This window comes from Methylovulum psychrotolerans (assembly GCF_002209385.1).
In the GTDB taxonomy this organism is placed as follows: Bacteria; Pseudomonadota; Gammaproteobacteria; order Methylococcales; family Methylomonadaceae; genus Methylovulum; species Methylovulum psychrotolerans.
In genome coordinates, this window is the sequence record NZ_CP022129.1 from 4,684,192 (window position 1) to 4,702,851 (window position 18,660).

Below are 18,660 nucleotides of genomic sequence, written 5' to 3' on the forward strand. Positions count from 1 at the left end.
GGTACGGCAGAATTTGGTAAAGGTATCGAAACCACCATTAAACGCCAGCTTGGTTTAAAATAAGGCGCCGCTATGTTTGATTGCCCCGTTACCTTAATCTCTGCTAACGGCACAGTGTGGGTGATATTTCCAGACGTTCCCGAAGCCATTACCTTTGGCATCAATAAAGATGATGCCATGCGGTTGACGCATTAGAAGCCGCCTTGTCTTTTTATGTTGATGACCATAAAGCGTTGCCAGAACCCTCAGCATCGGCAGGTTTGCCAACCGTAAGGCCGTCAGCGTTGGTCTGTGCTAAGTTGGGCGTATACCGTGAAATGCTCGCGCAAGGCATCCGTCAAGCCGATTTGTCAGGGCGTTTGGGTTGGCTAATTCCGCAACTTAGGAACGTGCATAAAATTAAGTAGGCGTTCATGACACTTCAGCGTATCCGATTCTACCTTTCAGTCCCTGAGCGGAGCCGAAAGAGCCGCTCCCTTCGGCTCCGCTCAGGGAACAGCCCCTCGTCTCTACAATAGGCTTTATTTCGTGCACGATCCTCCTTAGCCAACTCTTTGCCTTAAACCTCACCTCAGGGCTTGACCAAGTAAAAGCCGCCGCCAAAGCCTTGAGACAACGTTTTCTTCATAGCATTATCGTGGCAGCCCTACCATTATTTATTTTTAGGGGTCGGGGCAGACAATTGGACAGGATTGGGGGCAAACGCCGCCGACCAGACATAACCGCTGCCCGCATCGCAGCTAGCGCGATTTTGCCCAACTTGATAAGGCCCGGTATAAAGTGGGCATTTGCATTGGGCAAAGCCTGTCTTATTATTATTGGCATCCAATTCATAAGTGCAGGACGCGGTCATACACCCGGCATAAGTAGCGGGCGTAGCGCAATCGGTCTGTCCTAGGTGATAGCCGGAAATTTGGACAGTGCTGAATGTGGAAATGACCTCAGACTTGGGTTCCATAGGGGTGCCGTCGGCGCTGGCTTGCAAATAATCGCAGACCGGGGCAGTCAACAATGCGGTGCCCGATTTTTCGTTTTCCATATTTTTGCACAGCGCACCCGTTATGCCACAAGTGCGGATGGTCTCAATGTAAGCTTCGGTATTCCGAATCGAGTTAATATCGACATAAGACGCGCCCGACTCTACCGGGCAACGGCAGTCTGCAACGCTCGGATCGGTTGGGGAGACCGTGCAAGGCAATGATTGGACGTTAGGGTCACTACTGGGTGGGCCAGAGTAATAACAAAGCGCGTAAGATGGGGACGAACAGGCCAAGAAATTGCTTTTCGATAAAACGATATTGGCAGCGGCAGGCCCGTATTTCGTTGTCCAGAATTCATTTTTAACAAACGGGGCGGGACAATCTTTATCACAGGTATATGGCGAATCCCATTCACACAGATAAGCGACAGTCTTGGTGCTGTTGTTGCCAGGGCCGCCGTAATCGTTCCAACTTCCGGCGGTTTTCCCCGGAAAATTCATCATCAGAAAATTCTCGCCGCCGCCAGCATTATTAGGTTCTCCGCTCGCCCAATTCTGATAACTCCAAGCTTCTCCGGTCAGCCATTGCCAAGTCCCTTCTTTGGCTGCATCCGTGCCGCCTAACCATACCGCTATGCCGGATGCCATGTTGGTGTTGATCCAAGTATTTTCCGAGGCACTGGTACTCGTCGCCAAATGCCCGGATAAGCTTGCACAAGCGGTTCTTGCCGCCTCCCACGTCACCAGGGTATCAAAACGCTGGTAACTATGGTTATTGTCAGGATTAGTTATCTTACCTGAATCGGCTTGAACCCCACCGATAAAAGTCAGTAATGCTGCCGCTAAAGCGGCCACTGCGATCAGTTGTTTGTGTGTCATAGCCCGTTCTCTGGTGGTGTGAAAGTGCAAATGCCCTTCTTGGCTTGATGAAGCTCGGCTTCACCCTAAACCTAAAACCGCTTTTGGGGACTATACAACAACAAAACGGGCAATAAAATGAACAACTACCACTTAAAAAGTGAATAACTCACAAAAGTAAGAATAGAGTAAATAGGTCTTTGATAGTTAAAATAAAAATAATTTAGGATATTTTTAGAGGCAACGCGGCTAAGACATTTTTTTGCAAATTTAACGCCGAAATGCGAAAAATGCAGTGTAATACCTAGCAGCAGCAACCAACGCCCTCAACAAGTAAAACCTGCGGCAGTCCAGTATTTCAGGTGACTGGTTTAAGAACGCATTGCCTTGGGATAACAGTAATTACCCAAAGGCATCGAAATGTTGGCGGGTGGCCCGCTGCTCGCCGCGTCGGTTAATCCCTGGCGGAACCAGGGTAGGGGAGATGAAAGGCAGGTGCTTGCCCGTGCGGGCAAGCACCTTAAAATTGACCCTTAGGCAAAGCCCGGCGGCGTTAAGGTATGCCAGCCAGTCACTTGCTGGTATTGGTGGGCGATGTTCAGCAACCGCGCTTCGCTGAAATGGTTGCCGATCAGTTGCAGGCCGACGGGCAGGCCACCGCTTAGGCCCGCAGGAATGGACATGGCGGGTACGCCCGCTAGGTTAATGGCGATGGTGTAAATGTCGGCCAGATACATGGCAATCGGGTCGGCGAGCTTTTCGCCGATACCGAAAGCGGTGGTCGGCGTGACCGGACTCATGATGACATCAACCTGGGCTAAGGCTTGCTGGAAGTCTTGGCTAATCAGGCGGCGAACTTTTTGGGCTTTCAGATAATAGGCATCGTAATAGCCCGCCGACAGTGCGTAAGTCCCCATTAAAATCCGTCGTTTGACTTCTTTGCCGAAACCTTCGCCGCGCGAGCGGGTGTACAAGTCGGTCAAATCTTGCGGGTTGGCGCAGCGGTGGCCAAAGCGCACGCCGTCATAGCGCGACAGGTTGGCGGAGCTTTCCGCACAGGCAATGACATAATAGGCCGGAATCGCCAGATTGAGGTTCGGCATGGAAACTTCAATGACTTGTGCGCCTAGATTACGGTATTCGGCCACTGCCGCCATAATCACCTCGGCGACCCCGCTGTCTAAGCCTTCGCCAAAAAACTCTTTCGGCAGGCCGATTTTTAGGCCGCTTAAAGGTTGGTTTAAGGCCGCCAGATAATCTGGCACCGGCAGGTCGGCGCTGGTCGAGTCTTTGCCGTCAAAGCCCGCCATCACCTGCAACAACACCGCCGCGTCTTCGGCACTACGCGCCATTGGCCCGCCTTGGTCGAGGCTGGAGGCATAAGCGATCATGCCATAGCGGGAGACTCTGCCATAAGTCGGTTTCAGGCCCGTGATGCCGCACAAGGCGGCGGGTTGGCGGATAGAGCCGCCGGTGTCCGTTCCCGTCGCCGCGACCGCCAAACCTGCCGCAACCGCGACGGCTGAGCCGCCGGACGAGCCGCCCGGCACGGTGTCGGGGTTCCAGGGGTTGCGTACTACGCCATAAAAGCTGGTTTCGTTGGAAGAACCCATGGCGAATTCGTCCATGTTGAGTTTGCCCAACGAGACGGCCCCGGCCTGGTTGAAGTTATCCACTACGGTGGCGTTATAAGGGGCGATAAAATTGTCGAGCATTTTTGAGCCGCAACTGGTCTTAACGCCTAGGGTACAAAAAATGTCTTTTTGGGCGATGGGGATACCCGTTAACAGGGTCGCCGTGCCGTCCGCCAGCCGTTGGTCGGCGGTGGCGGCAGCTTCTAAAGCCTGGGCTTCGGTGACGGTGATATAGGCGTTAAGTGCCTGATGCGCTTGGATACGCTGTAAATAATGGCGGGTCAGTTCGACGCTGGAGAACGCGCCCGACCGCAAGCTTTGGGCTAACTGGCTGATTGATTGTGTGTGCATAAGGGCTTCCGTCTATTCGATAACTTTTGGCACGAGATACAGGCCGTCGGCCACTTGCGGGGCCAGTGCCTGAAAGTGCGCCCGTTGGTCGGCTTCGGTCACCGCGTCCGCCCGTAGCCGCTGCACCTGATCTAAAGGGTGCGCCATCGGTTCAATGCCGCTGGTGTCCAGTTTGCTCATTTGGGTCATTAAATCCAGCATCCCCGATAAATCTTTTGTATAGGATTCAATATCTTGAGAATCAATCCCCAGACGCGCCAAGTGCGCTATTTTGTTTACATCATCCGCCGTCAACGACATTTTTTACTCCATAAAAGCTAGCAATCTAAATATGATACTTTATATCTTGCCCAAATACCTGCTTGATTGATACAGTAGTAGCATTTTTATTCCCCCAAGGAAACCGATACAAATGCTGCTCAAACGAATTCGCGGTCTTTTTTCAAACGATCTTTCCATTGACTTAGGAACCGCTAATACCTTGATCTATATTCCGGGTCAAGGCATCGTACTCAACGAACCGTCTGTGGTGGCTATTAAAGAAGATAAAATACGCGGCTCCAAAACCATCGCTGCGGTGGGTATGGATGCCAAGCGGATGCTAGGCCGCACCCCCGGCAATATCACCGCCATAAGGCCCTTAAAAGACGGCGTAATCGCCGATTTTGCCGTCACCGAACGCATGTTGCGGTTCTTTATCGAAAAGGTCCATAAAAGCAAATTGTTGCGCCCTAGCCCACGGATTTTGATCTGTGTGCCGTGCGGCTCGACCCAAGTGGAACGGCGGGCGATTAAAGAATCGGCGGCCATGGCCGGGGCGCGGGAAGTTTATCTGATTGAAGAGCCAATGTCAGCGGCGATAGGCGCGGGTCTGCCCGTGGATGAGGCCTGCGGTTCGATGGTGCTGGACATCGGCGGCGGCACCTCGGAAGTCGCGGTCATCTCCATTAACGGGATTGTTTATTCCAACTCGGTGCGCATCGGCGGCGACCGTTTTGACGATGCCATCATCAACTATGTGCGCCGCAATTACGGCACGCTGATCGGTGAAGCCACCGCCGAACGCATTAAAATGGAAATCGGCACCGCTTATCCGGGCAGTGAGGTGATGGAAATTGAAGTCAAAGGCCGTAACCTTGCCGAAGGTGTGCCGCGCAGTTTCGCGCTGAACAGCAACGAGATCCTCGAAGCCCTGCAAGAGCCGCTATCCGGCATTGTCGGCGCGGTTAAAGTCGCGTTGGAACAAACCCCGCCGGAACTGGGCGCGGATGTCGCTAACCGAGGCATTTACCTGACCGGAGGCGGTGCTTTGCTGAAAGACATTGACCGCCTGATCGCCGAAGAGACCGGCCTGCCCGTGTTCATCGCCGACGACCCCTTAACCTGTGTTGCCAGAGGCGGCGGCATGGTGCTGGAAATGCTGGATAAAAAAGGCGTGTCGACATTCTCGTTGGAATAGCCAGGCTGGGTTAGCGCAAGGTAAATGCGAAGGGCTTAAGCAGATGATCACGAAAGAAGACCTAAAACAGGAAATTGAGCAAATTGATCCGGGCTTTCTGGAATTGGCCTATAACTCGATCATCAAGTTTTTCATAAAGTCACCTCTAAATAGTGGGGAAGATTAGCGGAGAGCTAAGGCTTGTTAAGGTGGGCAACTCCCTCCCCTGATGGGGAGGGTTGGGGTGGGGAGAATAAAATCAATGACTTATGCTCATGGCTAAGAGGTTTTAATCAGACTGTTTTTATTTCGTTTAATGAAAAAAGCCTTATTTAGATTCTCCCCACCCATAGAAGAAAACCGCGTGCAGGATAACGTCTTTCGGATAGTGGGCACCTTTAAAGCTGATCTTCATAGTCTGGCAACAAAAATTGGCGGATTATCCCCCAAAATTAGAAAGTTTGCGACAGAACCAGTATTTACAGCCGATTCGGGGAATTGGCCGCTAAAATGGGCGAATCGTGAGTCTATAGGTGGTATAATGGACATTATCGCCAGATAATTATTTCAGTGGGCACACAAGTTAACAAGCGATGATGGTGGCGGTTATTATTAACATCGATTGGTTGGACGACAGAATAGAATACCCATGACGTAATGCACTAAACCCAAACCAATCTGAAAACAAAGGTATGAAAGGCTGTTTTTGGGAGCGTGGCTATCTTGGCCTAAAAGGCAGGCTGGATGCCCGCATTCCCAAGGAACCGCCCATAAAGCCAAAACTACTTGTTCAGACCGGACTAGATATTGTTTAATTTGAACGAAAATTTGCCTACCTCCCCCTAACCCAAACATGTAAAAAACGAGATTAGCAATGACCGAGGAGTGCCCAAATAACATCTATATCCCTTATCCCCTTGAAGGGGGGGGGGTGTTTAACCGTATCGGCACATGGAGGCCACCTGCCGAGATGTTATCTTGGGCATCCTTCTTGGCCTTCTTTGCCACACTGGGTTTATTGTTGCTGCATCCCGTGTTAAGGGGGTGGTTCGAATTCCTCTGGACTGATAACCTTGAAACCAACCGCTATATCACGTTATGCGGCCTTATTTTTACACTCCTCTTTTCTTGGGCAATCACGCTGATTTGTAGCCGCCGCCCAGGCCCATGGGCTCCCCGTTATTGGACATTGTCCCTGTCGCTTTTTACCATCTACGTGGCGGTTAACCAATTGCTGTTCCGGGATTGGGAAGCCTCGTACCCTCTGATGGACGCTTTCACTGCGGCAAGCTTTGCTGCCACACTGGCGTTGTCACCCAGGCTCATACGCCTACATCCCAGCAATCCGTTAACCCAGCGCATAGCACCGTTGAGCTTGGCTTTAATATTGCTGTTAATGTTCCCGTCCTTATTGTATACCTCCAATATAGCCGAACAATTCCAGCGCAAGGGCTTTCAGGCAAAGCTTGCAAGCATGAATAAAAAAAGCCAAGGACTCTCAAATTGCGTTGAAACAAACCGGATTTGTGATTTCGAGCTGTTGGATGGCAGTAAAGAACTGCTAAAAAACATGGTGGAACAGGTGCAATGGCAAGACAGTTCCAAATTAATGGCCAAAGAAGAGGATTTTGACACCGCCAGAAATGCCTTGTTGGACAGCGTGGTCATGGCGGCAACGCATAACATCCACCAACAGATGGACAAAGCCAGCTTAGACAGCGTCAATTTGGCTGAATTCAAGGATATTCTCCCCTTAGCGGCGGGTTTGAGCCGGCTCGGCGAAGATAGTCAGGCATACTTGGCCTATACCAGCTTGATTGACAAGATAATTGCCACCTTGAAAGAAGGTACGGAAAAACTTCACGAGTCGTCCGTTATTTACGATGCGACAGATGGCCCTTGGCCGCTTAATAATGCTTTTATTGACAAAAGCCAAAAAGTGATTGCTTATCATCGCGCCTTAGGCAATCTATACCATGAAATAGGTGATATGGTGTCAGAAGAGCCTCAATATGAGGCATTGTCCAGTGCCTATTCCCAGCATCTTGGCTGGCAACAAGCCATTGCTGAACTTGACAAGAGTTGGGCGCGCCATTGGCTAGTCTCTTATATCGACCCCCAAGTAGCCACCAATCCCAAAAGTTTGTCAGATATTCTTGACCTGTCTGTCTTTCCTGATCTGCAACTCAGTGCAAAGGATAATGACGGGTTATTAGGCTTAAGTAAAAGGCGGGCGGAAGAAAATATAGGCCACTCTAATTGTGAATGGATGCCTACCGAAGACCAAAAAGAAAAAAGTTTACGATGCCGTACTTATTCCGTCACTGGAAACAAGGTTACGCTCCGGGTCGAGTTAAGGTTGGTTTACGCAAACAATAACAATGCATTGATGCCATTAAGGTTATTATATTTTCTGCCAATACCGTCAGACAGACCGCTGCCAACATTTATCAATGAGGTTCAAGATGCCTTGCCAGTTTCAAACCGGCCTTTAAATAAATTTTTAACCACTTCACTGGACGAAGCCAACAAGGATTGCAAGCTAAATGATCAGCAAAGGCCTTATCCTCCTTGTGTCAAAATTCCAAAATTTACCGGACAGCAGCAATATATTAGGGTATTACTATTTCTCTGATTAAAGGAAAGCCATGACAACGAACATACCACCGGATGAAGCCGTTTCTGCCGAAACAGACAGTGCTTACGCCAACGATAGTTTACGGAATTTCGATCAACAACATCAAATAACCGACAAAGATGGAGAGTTTATCGTCCCTTCTTTTATACAGAAGTCAACGTCAAGCCCGTTGCCGGATGCCGAAGCTGATACTGTCGAAAAAAAACCGGTATCACGCCTACGGGTAGAGAATGATACGAAGAAATCCCCAACACCTGATCCTCAAGATAACGCGCAGGTTCAGCCGGAAGAAGCAAAACCTTCCGTAGCCGCTTCCGAACCTAACGGCCAAAAAGCGGCCAGCCAGCCTGCGCCAAACAATTCGCCCCGTCGGGATGACATGCACGAAGCCAGCAAACCCCAACGAGAATCCAAGCAAAAGCTTGGAATCATTGGGGGTAAAGGCTCAGGAAAAAGTTACTTGTTCCAAGCAATGGTCTATCGCACGTATGCCAAAAAGCAAGCCGGGGCACTGGCCTATTATCTGGATGGCTGCGAGGGTGATGTCCATTTATACAGTAGCCCCGTGCATCGTCGGGATTTAGAAAAAGCGGTTGAAACCGCAGAATTTGTTAATGAATACGAAAATTGCTATCGGTTAGGCAGCACATTATTTGATGATCAGCGTTGGTATCGTCTGACCTTACCGTATCGGACTGGCCTACTAGGGACGCAACGGCGCGAGTTGGAAGTGGAGTTTTTTGACGGTTGCGGTGAAGCCTTGTTGGAAGATAGGGACATGGGTACGGAAAAACAACAACTATGGAAGGCCGCCTATTTGGACGCAACAACCATGATATTTATTTTGCCGTTGTGGATAGCTTTTCCTCGTAAAAACTTATCTTCAGAGGACTTTGAGTTCCGAGACAGGCAGCTAAAAGGCTTTAGGGCAGTTATTGAAAACTACCATGAGCTGCGTCGGCTTTATAAAGCCCAGCACCCTGTCCGTAGCATTTTAGCCCTGTCTATGGCCGATGACCCCCGAACCTCGCTTACCGGGATCCTTGATCGATGGATAACCCCTTATATGGATAAGCCCGGCTTTTATCTAAACAAATTAAGGAAAGGCCAAGGAGTCGCACGCTATTTGGCCAATGCCAGAAAAGTTTCTGCGTTTTTGCATCATGAATTTGAATACCATAATGATCCGCTGATGGCCGGCATTCCGGATCGCTTGGAATTCAAAGCCGGCAAGGTGTGGATGATCCCTTTAAGCGCTATCGAAGGCAAACTACTCGACATTAAATTGGCGTATCCCCAACAGCGATTAGATAAACCAGTCCCGGTACATGTTGAACTGCCGTTACTGGTGGCCTTATGTGAACATGAAAACGCCTTAATGTGAGTCGCCCATGAACTCCAACCCTATAATAGGACAGATGCTTTCCGTTTATCGCGGGCAAGCCGATAAAGGGCTAGGCAGCGGCCCAGGGATGCCGGTTTTGTCGGGTGAGCAATTTTTGATGGGCACTGATCTTGAACTGTACAAAGAAGACAAACTCTTATCAACCATACAACCTTGGGTGACCTTGGATTCCAGCCCCGAAGATCACCGCCAAGAAAACTTGGAAGTGTGGTCGTGCTTTTGTGCTGGCCAAGAGGGCAAAGAACGGATTTTTGTCACCCGCATGGTGCTGGCCGGATATCATGATCGCCGGGTGGCCTATTTCAGCCATGCCCGCTCTTGGCCCGTAGGGATGGTCAGCGAAAACTCCGATCCCGGTGCCATTTTGGGGTATTCAGAAATGTTCGATCCCCCAGGGCTTGAGCAACGCGGTGAATCCACCCCCCAGCTTGAACACATTTCAAATCTGGCCAAAGACTATTGGTTGCCCCATCTGCAAGCGGAAACTGAAACCGCCATTCAATTTCTGGGTTATCTGCTACAAGTGATGCAACTTAAAACGGAATCGTCTTATCCGTTAGTCATTGGTGTTCCGCTCCATGACTTCAAACAAGGATCACCCTTATTCCCGCTGGTGGCTTTTGCCCGCGCCGCCTTGCCGGCGGCATTGAAACCGCATTGCTCCATACGGATGCACACCCGCCAACCCGAAAATTTTGCCGCACGGTTAAACGCCCGTTTGCTGGTCGTGCCTGAAAATATGGTTCGGGATGTCTTAAGGGTAAAGCCGGAAGCGATTTTTCTCAATCGCCAAGGCGAATGCAAAATCGGGTGCGCCTTGGAGGAAAAATATCACCGTTATGCCAAAGGTGTGCTAGATCTCGTCTTTTGGAAGCCCGATGGATTGTTGCCGTTCTCGGCGTTTTTAGGGGAAGCCAAGGTAGCCCTGTTGGAAAAATTCGGATGGGACAATTCCCTGATAGGACAGGCCTATAGTTTGGCGACCGCAATCAACAATGAAAAATTGCTTGAAAGTGTTTTTCGTCAGGTGATGCGGAAGGAATCAAGTCCAACATTCCCGTGGGATGAGCTGTTGGAAGATAAGGACTGGGAACGCTTCCCCGAACTTTTGCTTAATGAATTTGCACTGGAGCCACTGGCTAATCCCGGTGAGCTGAAGTTACAGACCGCCGTCACCCATGCGCTGGGCCACTTGGACAGAACATTGGACGCGTGCTTTATCGCCCAAAGGGAACTAGCCGCACCGGATGAAAAAATCGCTTGGCGGCAATTGCAACGGTTACTGGAATTATTGCGCCATCCCAAGCCATTGTTTTCTGATGAAGTCATGCGTCAAGAGGTTTTGCCTTTATTAAACAATTACCTATTACCTTATCCCGACTCGGAAGAGAAAAAGAGCTTTCAAACTGAAGTAATGACGGCTATAAAAGTTACTGGTCTGACGCAGTACATTACCATCAGCGGGTTGCAAGACATTGATGCCGTTAACAATCTAAGGGATCGCAAACAACTAGTACATATATTTACACTTTGGGGAAAAGGACTGATACATGACTTTGCCATAAAGACAAACCTAGCTGCCGTGCTATGCCACGTTGTCTTAGCCCCTACCGATAAATTTACTGAAAATGATAGAAACTTACAAACTGAAGCCGAGGAAGCGTTAGAGCATCTTGAATTAACGTTGGATGATGCGTTGCAAGGATGGCTGCAAAGCCTCAATACCCAGGATCGCCCGGCAAAAATAAAACGTTTGCTGCATCTGTTGGGTAAGGTGTCTTTATTTTCTGATCGTTTACACCTGATTTGGGTTACCCAGTCTATCAAATTAAACGACTGGATCGGTATCAATGAACCATTATCTAAATTGCTTAAACTGGAATCGGAAACCCCATCAAAAGATGATAACTATTACCAATTAGAAAAGCGCGGTCCAGAACAGTTGGCACTAATTGCCAAAGCAGGTAGGGAAGATGATTGCTATATTTTGATAGAGGCCACAATAGCTAGCCATCTCAGTACCAAGTGGGCAAATACTTTTATTGATAGTGCTGATATAGATAATGACCGTCAAGTTTTGCAGGCATTGCTTAATGCATTGCTTAATGCAATGTGGGGGAGGATGAGCGGCGATGAGGATTGGCACTATAAGCTTGCCATCAAAATTATTGATTTCGGTCGTAAAAACTGAGAAGCCCATGATTCAAAATAGAACGTCATTTACTGAAATAACCTTAATGGCGGTGATCGAAGAACACAGGAAAAAGTTGCTCGAAAGTTTGACACAAAACGATTTATCAGAATCTGAAAAGGCGTTGGAAATCTGTATCCGCTTAGCGGATTGGGAGCTTAAGGAGTCAAAGAACAAACAAAAATCTCTGATTGAAGGGATGGAGCAAAAATTTTTCAGCTTGAAAGAAGCCCATCAATACTTTTTTATAGGCAAATTATATAACATTGCTTTTGCTGAGAAAGATGAGAAATGGGACATTAATGTATGTTCAATGGTTACTGAACTTTGGGATAAGGCTACTGATAAAGATAAGTTCATGTTCCAAGTCATTAAAGAGGGTATGTGGTTAGTTTGGCAACGCCAAGAACGCGACCATCCAATAATATCGAAACAAAAAAAAGCTATTGCATTGGCGTGGTTACGTTGTTCAATATGGCAAACCGATAAATCGCCTGATCTTTGCCTTGAAGATTGGGATTGCGCTATGGATCTTTTAAGCAACTGTTCGGGCAATGAGGTGAAAACCTTATTTAAAGACGGCAAACGGTTATGGCCACTGGCATTTTTATTTGAGAAAAGGCAACTAAAGGATTTGCATCGATTGTTCGATCTACAAGCTTTACTTACTTGGCAAGAGTATATTCATAAATGCGATGACCATGAGTTAACTAATTATAATAGTTTGGCCTTAGAAAATTCGCTTCATTTTGATGCTTATAAGGCAATGAGTAGTATTATAAAAAAGGAATTGCAGCTTGTACCAGAAACTATCTGGAATCAAATAAAAGACATAAAAATAACAGGTCAATTAATTGTTGATCACAGGCTAGATGAAATTATTGCAGGGCTGGACAATGCTTTTGAAAAAGCATTTATCGTATTAAAACAACCTAACCTAGAGTCGAAGTCGGATCCGAGGCTCATAGAAAAAATCAAAGGTTGGATTGATAAATATTCAACTGATGCCGATAAACAATCGAACATTGAGAGTCTTCGTGAAATATTCGATATTCCTATAAAAAAGCCATCTATAAGATCCAATGATAATGAAGATAAAAGAATAGGCACTGCTCCTCCAGAGGAGGCGTTTAAACGAACAGAGCCGGAAAATACTTTTCAGCGTCTTTTGGACATTACAGGCTTATCAGAAGATGTTGATGCAAGAGAGGTATTGCGTTGCATATTCGAAGGGAGGGATATTTCTTCTATTATTTTTAATAATTACTTAAAGGCATGTGGCGCATTTTGTCATGTAGCACGCGCCCTTGTCTTATCAGAATCCGAAACAAAAGAATTGGTTAAGCCCAATATAGGTAATTTATTTTTCGAGCAAATGCGAGAATGCCCCGATGTTCTTGAGTACAATAACAATGAAGTGAAATCAAGCCTCCCCGCATTTGAGCTATGGTTTAGCCTTAGCGGAAGCAGCAAAGGACTAGGGGAAGCGGCTATCGAATTTATAAAACTCGCCATCATTCACAAGCCATATTTAGTCGAACAAGATGGTTGGTGGGTGGCTTTGATTAATAGTTTGCCAGAATATCGCGCGGATGATTCCCTAGACAGGACACTTTGTCAGATAAAAACTTATATAGACCAACTCAATAAGAGTGTTTATCAAAAAACACTAGATAAAGCACTTAAAAAGACGTTAAATAATAGCCAAGGATATATATGAATCACATACTAACTTTATTTAGGGATCGCAAAACTCAACAAGGCTTTTTTTATCGTCTCCCCGTTCAATGCAACGGGGATAAATACTGTTTGTATGTCTATGCCAATGCTAAATTTGATACTAAACTTTTGAACGAATTATCGTTCAATGAAAAACAGGACTATGTAGACCGAAAGAAAAAGATTATTTCGTCAATTATTATTAATAATAATAATAATAAAGACGATGGATGGGTTATCGATGCCATTGAAATAAATGGCAGGTATGATATCAATATAAAAGCGTTTTGGCGATTACGTTATCGATTCAAATGCCATTCCGGAGCCTATAGACCCGACATTGCCGATATAATCAACTGGGTTTGGCCGCTATGTCCTATTTTTACATGTATGTCGGCTGTACCCGAACTGGTGGCCGAGCTGGGCAGTGCCTTTTTGTCCGCCGACCTTGGCCTGCGCCCCGAAGTGATGGAAGACCACGCCGCCTATATCAGCAGTTGGCTCAAAGTCCTGAAAGAGGACAAACGGGCGATATTCAGCGCAGCCGCCCACGCGCAACGTGCCGCCGAATTTCTGCACAAACTGCAACCCTCGCCCGACCCAGAACCCCAGCCGGACAGCAGGCCACCTGCCCCGCTTAAAAAGGAAGCCTATGCCAGACTGGAGCCTTGAACAGGAGAGCGGCGGGCGTTGCGTGATAAAACACCACGCAACGCCCCGTTTTTCCGCCCAATGGGTAAGCGGAAAAACCGACTTGGCCGGAATTGACGGGCAATGCTGGAGCGATCTAGGCAGCGGCGACGGCACGGACAGCCTACATATTTTCGGGTTTCAGTGGCGTGACCCCACCCCTGACGCTCTGGCATTCGAGCGGCTTATGCAGGAAGCCGCCCAGGTCATTGACGAATGGATTACAGGTCAACTTTAGCTGACTCCTCAAAGCCCCTTCCCTGCTACGCTTTACGGCTTGCCGCAAGCATCCTTTCACAAAATCAAGATAGTTAAATATTCTGATAGCAAGATATCATGAAATATAAATATAGTGCTATCTGGAAATCATAATTTTTAACAATCTTAATATTTTGCTATCAAAATATTTTGTTTTCGTGCAATCTTAATTTCTTGCTATCATGGTTTCAAACTATCACGAGGTTAAAATATGAAAAAACGCCATGACGTTGACGAACTCGCCAAGCAATTGACGACTGCCGCCGCGACCCCTTTACATAAAAGTACACCAGTAGCCGCACCGCCACCGGAAATCATTGAACCATCTGCACCGCCTGTGCAGAAAAAGAAGCAAAAAAGCGATGCAATCCCAGTATTTTTGCGACTTCCAGCCGCAATGTATAAGCATTATGATGATATTGCCATTGCACGCACCAAGGAGACGGGGCGGGGGGTTTCGGTGCAACAAGTCATTATTGAACAGTTGGAGAGCGTCCAATGAGCAAATTTGTTTATTTAGGGGGACAGAAGGGCGGCACAACCAAAACCACGACAGCGCACTTGCTTTGCCTTGGGGCTATTTTGCGCGGCGAACCCGCCGCCTATGTCTTGACCGACCCAAACCGTCAGATCAAATCAGAAGGCCGCCCTTACGCTGTTTTAGACGGGCGTGATCCTCACAAACTCGCGCAGATCATCACAGCAAGCCACAACACACAAAACGGCTGGCTGATCGTTGACGGCGGCGGCAATCGCCCCGCTTTCGATGAAAAGTTAACTGAACAAGCAGATTTATGTATTCTGCCGTTTCGTGCCTCGGAGGAAGATTTAGATGCTATCGCACTCGATATGCGATCCTTACCGTATGCTGTGGCGTGGCCTTCCGCATGGCCGACCAATCGCCACGCCCAAAAGGCCGCGCAGTATTTTATCGACGGGCTGGAAAAGGCCTTTCCGTTACGGGTTATCACGAAGCCGATTTTCTTTGTCAATTCTGCCGCCGAGTTGCTGGCCGCTTCGCTCGATTCCCCATCAACCCCCGTGCGGAACGCCGCCCGCCGCGCTTTTAACCTGATGGCCGAAAATTATGATACCCATACCAAACCGCAACAAGAACACGATGTAAAAGCCGTAGCATGAAAAGGGAAGGGGAGGCGATGACTGATACAGCCAAAAAGAAACCACGTCGAAAAACAGTTAAGCCCGTTCCTTCCGAGGCTTTCAGAAATCAGCAACTTAGCCTATTTCAAACATTTCTCGGTGAAAAGGACGGGCTTTCAAATGCCGTTGATCTTTGGGACAACACCCCGCGCTTTTCAATATCGCGCAGAAAACAAGAAAAATTGAGGCTGGCGGGCGGATTTTTACCCATCAGCACAATAAATTTTCAATATCGCAGATTTCCCTTCACAGCAGATATACGACCAGCACGGTTTAAGTTATACGGACAAGACGGCAAACCAACAGGTGAAACCATTGAGTATTATCCCAGTGCGCGGGAAGAACTGATCGAACACGCCTTGCGGAAACTCGCCGTTGAAGAACAAGCGGGGTATTTCGATAAGCCAGATTTTCGCTCCGGTTGCCGCTTTTCTCTCCACCAACTCCGTACCCATCTGATCGAGCAAGGCCATTCCTTGCGTTACGATGAATTGATCGAAGGGCTGGAAATTTTGGCTCTCAGCAGTATTGAGATCAAAGGGGAAGGCGATCAAGAAGACATAACAGGCAGCGGAAATTATATAACCTTGGTTGCGCGGGTTAATCGCAAAGACATTAAAGCAGACCCCGATTCAAAATGGTTAGTGCAGTTTCATCCCCTGATAACGGACAGCATCCAAAAAGTAACCTATCGGCAATTCAACTATAAACGCCTGATGAATTGCCGGACTCAGCTTGCCCGCTGGCTTATCGGCCAGCTCGTGCTGAAATACACAAATGCCTCGCTTACAAACACTTTCGATATGAAATACAGCACCATCAAGCGCGATAGTGCTTTGCTGGAAAGCTATACACGCGGACGCGACGCAATCGCCGCGCTTGATGGTGCATGGGCTGAAGTGAAAGCGTTAGGTGTATTGACTAGCTTTAGAAAGGCAGAACAACGGAGCGGTCGCGCAAAGCTGGAAGATGTTATTTACACATTGCATCCATCCGTGGAATTTGCCGCCGAACAAAAAGCGGCAAACCGCCGCCAAAATGACGACCGAACCAAAAACAACACGGCGCAACAACAAACACTTGAATCATTTATGGATCAACCTAAGTCAACGCGCAAAATAACGTAGCCTGTGGATAAGTTTAATAAAAAGAAAAAAAGGCAGGTGGAATAGGTCGCGGGTCAGGGCTTTTTCCAGGTGGAATAGGTCGCGGGTCGCAGGTGGAATAGGTCGCGGGTCACATTTTTCCAGGTGGAATAGGTCGCGGGTGACGGTTTCCGGCAGGTGGAATAGGTCGCGGGTCGCCAAAAAAGCAGGTGGAATAGGTCGCGGGTCGCCAAAAAAGCAGGTGGAATAGGTCGCGGGTCAGATTTTTGACTAAAAATCACCCTCAAAAAAGCACTTCTTACATCGAAAAATGCCTATTTTTTCCCCATTCGCAGGTGGAATAGGTCGCGGGTCACTTTGTTATCAAATTGATTTAATTACAAAAAAAAGCCCTATTTTCCTTCTTATTCTTTTATTCTTTATATTTATTCTTCTCTTATTCGTGCAACGGCTTGTGGATAGATCAAAACTAAGCTGACAAATTTCCGATAACCAAAATTACAACATCCGTGCAGAAAAACCTTAGCCTGTAAAAAACCAAGGCTCCCGCCCTACACAATCACCATCCCTGGCGATTGCTCCGGTTGGGCTGATTTTTAATAAAACGGGGAACATACAAACCATTTTTTGCAACAGCCCTAAAAGCCCCATAAACAGGCCAAGGAAGCGAAAAAGCATTTTTCAGCTAGAGACGTAGCCACCGACACAGAAAAAGCCGCAGGCGGGCAAAAATTACGGCCAATTTTTGATATTTTTACAGCTTGTCGGACTGATTGGCACTTGTTAGGCTTCGACTATCGGAAAGAAAGCCCCCGCCGTGACCAAGCAAAGCCGCCAAATTGACCTGTTCACCGACGACCCGGCAAACGGCGGTTTCAAAAACTGCGCGGCAGAACTGTCCGCCTACGAACGACACACCATCCAAACCGCCTTCAAGATACTCGAACGCAGTTTACGGAAAGCCGGCGCGGCCATGACCACACCGGAACAGGTCGCCGATTACATGAAACTGAGCATTGCCACCAGACCGCATGAGGTTTTCGTGGTCATGTTTCTGGACAACCAAAATTGCCTGATCGAAACACAAGAAATGTTTCGCGGCACGATCAACCAAGCCAGCGTTTACCCCCGCGAGATCGTCAAAGAGGCCTTACGGCTCAATGCGTCAAGCTGCATCCTTGCCCACAACCACCCCTCAGGTATCGCGGAACCCAGTATCGCCGACAGAGAGATCACCAAAAAAATTAAGCAAGCCCTTGAACTGGTCGAAGTCCGTGTCTTGGATCATCTGGTCATTGGCGGCACGTCCCATGTCTCTTTTGTCGAAAGGGGCTTAATGCCATGACCGCCAGCCCCGCCGAAAGCGTCCGCATGTGGCGACTGAACAGCCTTACGGGAAACCCGCGAATGCGAAAGGGATGCCATCGACCCCGACCATCTGGCCGCAATCAAGGCCGACAATGCCGAACTCACCATACTTAAAGCGTGGGAAAAAGCCGTCAAAGACCGCTATGCCCGCCTGCTCAGCAACCGCAAACAAACCCCCTGACCCCGAAAAATCAGGGCAGGCGGGCAGTAAAACCAAAACAGCCAAAACTAACATCCGGCAAAGGCCGACCGTCACCGTTCATGGTCACGGCTTTTCTTCTGTTGCTGTTCCTCCAACATACGGCGGACACGTTCGCCGCGATCCTCAGCCTTTTCCTGTTGCCCTTGGCCTTTAGCGGCGGTTTGCTGTGCCGTCTCCCGCAACGCGTCATAGCGTGAACGGCTCCGGTCTTGTTGTGGCTGATTGGAAGGTTGCGGACTGGCTTTGCCTGTGTCTTGCGTTTTTCCGGTGTCCTTATCCTGTTCAAGAACCGTTTGCTTATCACGATCCTTTTCCAATGCCTTAAAAAACTTATCCTGTTCCGCTTTTAACCACTTAAATTTCTCTCTGTCTATTTCCGCTTTGGCATCCTTGGCCGCTTTTTCATAACCCGCCTTGTCCACAATCGGTCTGGGATTCATACCATCCGGTCTAAGATGCAGCCCGTTTGCCCGATCAATGATGCGTTTATTGGCGTTCTGCTCTTGCTTTTGCCAATGCTCTTTATGCTGGTTAAGGAGTTCCTGCTTACGCAATTCCCATTTTTCGAGATCAGCCAGTTTCTGCTTTTCCTGGGCTTCCTGTTGCAATTCCGCTTGTTTTTCGTCTTGAGGGTTTGGTATGGATTCAGCCATAAAATGCAG

General features: G+C 48.2%; 18 protein-coding genes. 13 read left to right on the forward strand and 5 right to left on the reverse strand.

Features of this window, described 5'->3' with window-relative positions; genetic code table 11:
• The first annotated feature begins 72 nt into the window (after positions 1–72).
• Positions 73–195: a hypothetical protein gene (locus CEK71_RS24020; protein ID WP_269766583.1), complete on the forward strand. Its 123-nt coding sequence runs from the start codon at positions 73–75 to the stop codon at positions 193–195.
• Between the two features lie 8 nt (positions 196–203).
• Positions 204–407 carry a hypothetical protein gene (locus CEK71_RS22950; protein ID WP_157679521.1) on the forward strand — a complete coding sequence of 68 codons (204 nt, stop codon included), beginning with the start codon at positions 204–206 and terminating at the stop codon, positions 405–407.
• 245 nt (positions 408–652) lie between these two features.
• On the opposite strand, the gene CEK71_RS21075 is transcribed toward CEK71_RS22950, so the two are convergent.
• The 3 genes from CEK71_RS21075 to gatC all read right to left on the reverse strand — a co-directional run bounded on the left by CEK71_RS21075 (position 653) and on the right by gatC (position 4,122).
• On the reverse strand, positions 653–1,858 hold the full coding sequence (locus CEK71_RS21075) for a C-type lectin domain-containing protein (RefSeq protein WP_088621222.1): 1,206 nt from the start codon (positions 1,856–1,858) through the stop codon (positions 653–655).
• A gap of 512 nt (positions 1,859–2,370) precedes the next feature.
• The gene (gene gatA / locus CEK71_RS21080) at positions 2,371–3,822 is read right to left on the reverse strand and encodes an Asp-tRNA(Asn)/Glu-tRNA(Gln) amidotransferase subunit GatA (RefSeq protein ID WP_088621223.1); all 1,452 of its coding nucleotides are present in this window, start codon (positions 3,820–3,822) and stop codon (positions 2,371–2,373) included.
• 12 nt (positions 3,823–3,834) lie between these two features.
• Positions 3,835–4,122 carry an Asp-tRNA(Asn)/Glu-tRNA(Gln) amidotransferase subunit GatC gene (gatC, locus tag CEK71_RS21085; protein WP_088621224.1) on the reverse strand — a complete coding sequence of 96 codons (288 nt, stop codon included), beginning with the start codon at positions 4,120–4,122 and terminating at the stop codon, positions 3,835–3,837.
• A gap of 115 nt (positions 4,123–4,237) precedes the next feature.
• Between gatC and CEK71_RS21090 the strand changes: the two genes are divergently transcribed.
• The 11 genes from CEK71_RS21090 to radC all read left to right on the forward strand — a co-directional run bounded on the left by CEK71_RS21090 (position 4,238) and on the right by radC (position 17,773).
• Entirely contained in the window at positions 4,238–5,281 is a 1,044-nt protein-coding gene (locus CEK71_RS21090) for a rod shape-determining protein (RefSeq protein ID WP_088621724.1), read from the forward strand.
• 853 nt (positions 5,282–6,134) lie between these two features.
• The gene (locus CEK71_RS21100) at positions 6,135–7,895 is read left to right on the forward strand and encodes a hypothetical protein (protein WP_157679523.1); all 1,761 of its coding nucleotides are present in this window, start codon (positions 6,135–6,137) and stop codon (positions 7,893–7,895) included.
• A gap of 13 nt (positions 7,896–7,908) precedes the next feature.
• Entirely contained in the window at positions 7,909–9,282 is a 1,374-nt protein-coding gene (locus CEK71_RS21105; protein ID WP_088621227.1) for a hypothetical protein, read from the forward strand.
• A gap of 7 nt (positions 9,283–9,289) precedes the next feature.
• Complete coding sequence (locus tag CEK71_RS21110; protein WP_157679525.1) at positions 9,290–11,494, forward strand: hypothetical protein; 2,205 nt, start codon at positions 9,290–9,292, stop codon at positions 11,492–11,494.
• 7 nt (positions 11,495–11,501) lie between these two features.
• Positions 11,502–13,214 carry a hypothetical protein gene (locus CEK71_RS21115; protein WP_157679527.1) on the forward strand — a complete coding sequence of 571 codons (1,713 nt, stop codon included), beginning with the start codon at positions 11,502–11,504 and terminating at the stop codon, positions 13,212–13,214.
• A 389-nt stretch (positions 13,215–13,603) separates the two neighbouring features.
• Entirely contained in the window at positions 13,604–13,885 is a 282-nt protein-coding gene (locus CEK71_RS23785) for a zincin-like metallopeptidase domain-containing protein (RefSeq protein ID WP_088621725.1), read from the forward strand.
• On the forward strand, positions 13,866–14,141 hold the full coding sequence (locus tag CEK71_RS21125) for a hypothetical protein (protein ID WP_088621230.1): 276 nt from the start codon (positions 13,866–13,868) through the stop codon (positions 14,139–14,141). The genes CEK71_RS23785 and CEK71_RS21125 overlap by 20 nt, the downstream gene beginning before the upstream one ends.
• A gap of 231 nt (positions 14,142–14,372) precedes the next feature.
• Positions 14,373–14,663, forward strand: coding sequence for a hypothetical protein (locus CEK71_RS21130; protein WP_088621231.1), 291 nt, complete (start codon positions 14,373–14,375; stop codon positions 14,661–14,663).
• On the forward strand, positions 14,660–15,301 hold the full coding sequence (locus CEK71_RS21135) for a hypothetical protein (protein ID WP_088621232.1): 642 nt from the start codon (positions 14,660–14,662) through the stop codon (positions 15,299–15,301). Before CEK71_RS21130 ends, CEK71_RS21135 begins: the two co-directional genes overlap by 4 nt.
• Before the next feature lie 17 nt (positions 15,302–15,318).
• Positions 15,319–16,449 (forward strand): replication protein, encoded by a 1,131-nt coding sequence (locus CEK71_RS21140; RefSeq protein WP_088621726.1) that lies wholly within the window; start codon positions 15,319–15,321, stop codon positions 16,447–16,449.
• A 796-nt stretch (positions 16,450–17,245) separates the two neighbouring features.
• Positions 17,246–17,773 (forward strand): RadC family protein, encoded by a 528-nt coding sequence (gene radC, locus CEK71_RS21150; RefSeq protein ID WP_232463710.1) that lies wholly within the window; start codon positions 17,246–17,248, stop codon positions 17,771–17,773.
• A gap of 45 nt (positions 17,774–17,818) precedes the next feature.
• On the opposite strand, the gene CEK71_RS21155 is transcribed toward radC, so the two are convergent.
• Positions 17,819–18,022, reverse strand: a complete 204-nt coding sequence (locus CEK71_RS21155) for a hypothetical protein (RefSeq protein WP_198328370.1) — start codon at positions 18,020–18,022, stop codon at positions 17,819–17,821.
• 26 nt (positions 18,023–18,048) lie between these two features.
• Complete coding sequence (locus CEK71_RS21160) at positions 18,049–18,651, reverse strand: hypothetical protein (RefSeq protein WP_088621235.1); 603 nt, start codon at positions 18,649–18,651, stop codon at positions 18,049–18,051.
• Positions 18,652–18,660 lie beyond the last annotated feature (9 nt).

Bases quoted from the DNA above. Each gene is read 5' to 3' on its own strand.
- CEK71_RS24020 (WP_269766583.1), top strand. From the start codon at position 73: ATGTTTGATTGCCCCGTTACCTTAATCTCTGCTAACGGCACAGTGTGG.
- CEK71_RS21075 (WP_088621222.1), bottom strand. From the start codon at position 1,858: ATGACACACAAACAACTGATCGCAGTGGCCGCTTTAGCGGCAGCATTA.
- gatA (WP_088621223.1), bottom strand. From the start codon at position 3,822: ATGCACACACAATCAATCAGCCAGTTAGCCCAAAGCTTGCGGTCGGGC.
- gatC (WP_088621224.1), bottom strand. From the start codon at position 4,122: ATGTCGTTGACGGCGGATGATGTAAACAAAATAGCGCACTTGGCGCGT.
- CEK71_RS21100 (WP_157679523.1), top strand. From the start codon at position 6,135: ATGACCGAGGAGTGCCCAAATAACATCTATATCCCTTATCCCCTTGAA.
- CEK71_RS21105 (WP_088621227.1), top strand. From the start codon at position 7,909: ATGACAACGAACATACCACCGGATGAAGCCGTTTCTGCCGAAACAGAC.
- CEK71_RS21110 (WP_157679525.1), top strand. From the start codon at position 9,290: ATGAACTCCAACCCTATAATAGGACAGATGCTTTCCGTTTATCGCGGG.
- CEK71_RS21115 (WP_157679527.1), top strand. From the start codon at position 11,502: ATGATTCAAAATAGAACGTCATTTACTGAAATAACCTTAATGGCGGTG.
- CEK71_RS23785 (WP_088621725.1), top strand. From the start codon at position 13,604: ATGTCGGCTGTACCCGAACTGGTGGCCGAGCTGGGCAGTGCCTTTTTG.
- CEK71_RS21125 (WP_088621230.1), top strand. From the start codon at position 13,866: ATGCCAGACTGGAGCCTTGAACAGGAGAGCGGCGGGCGTTGCGTGATA.
- CEK71_RS21130 (WP_088621231.1), top strand. From the start codon at position 14,373: ATGAAAAAACGCCATGACGTTGACGAACTCGCCAAGCAATTGACGACT.
- CEK71_RS21135 (WP_088621232.1), top strand. From the start codon at position 14,660: ATGAGCAAATTTGTTTATTTAGGGGGACAGAAGGGCGGCACAACCAAA.
- CEK71_RS21140 (WP_088621726.1), top strand. From the start codon at position 15,319: ATGACTGATACAGCCAAAAAGAAACCACGTCGAAAAACAGTTAAGCCC.
- CEK71_RS21160 (WP_088621235.1), bottom strand. From the start codon at position 18,651: ATGGCTGAATCCATACCAAACCCTCAAGACGAAAAACAAGCGGAATTG.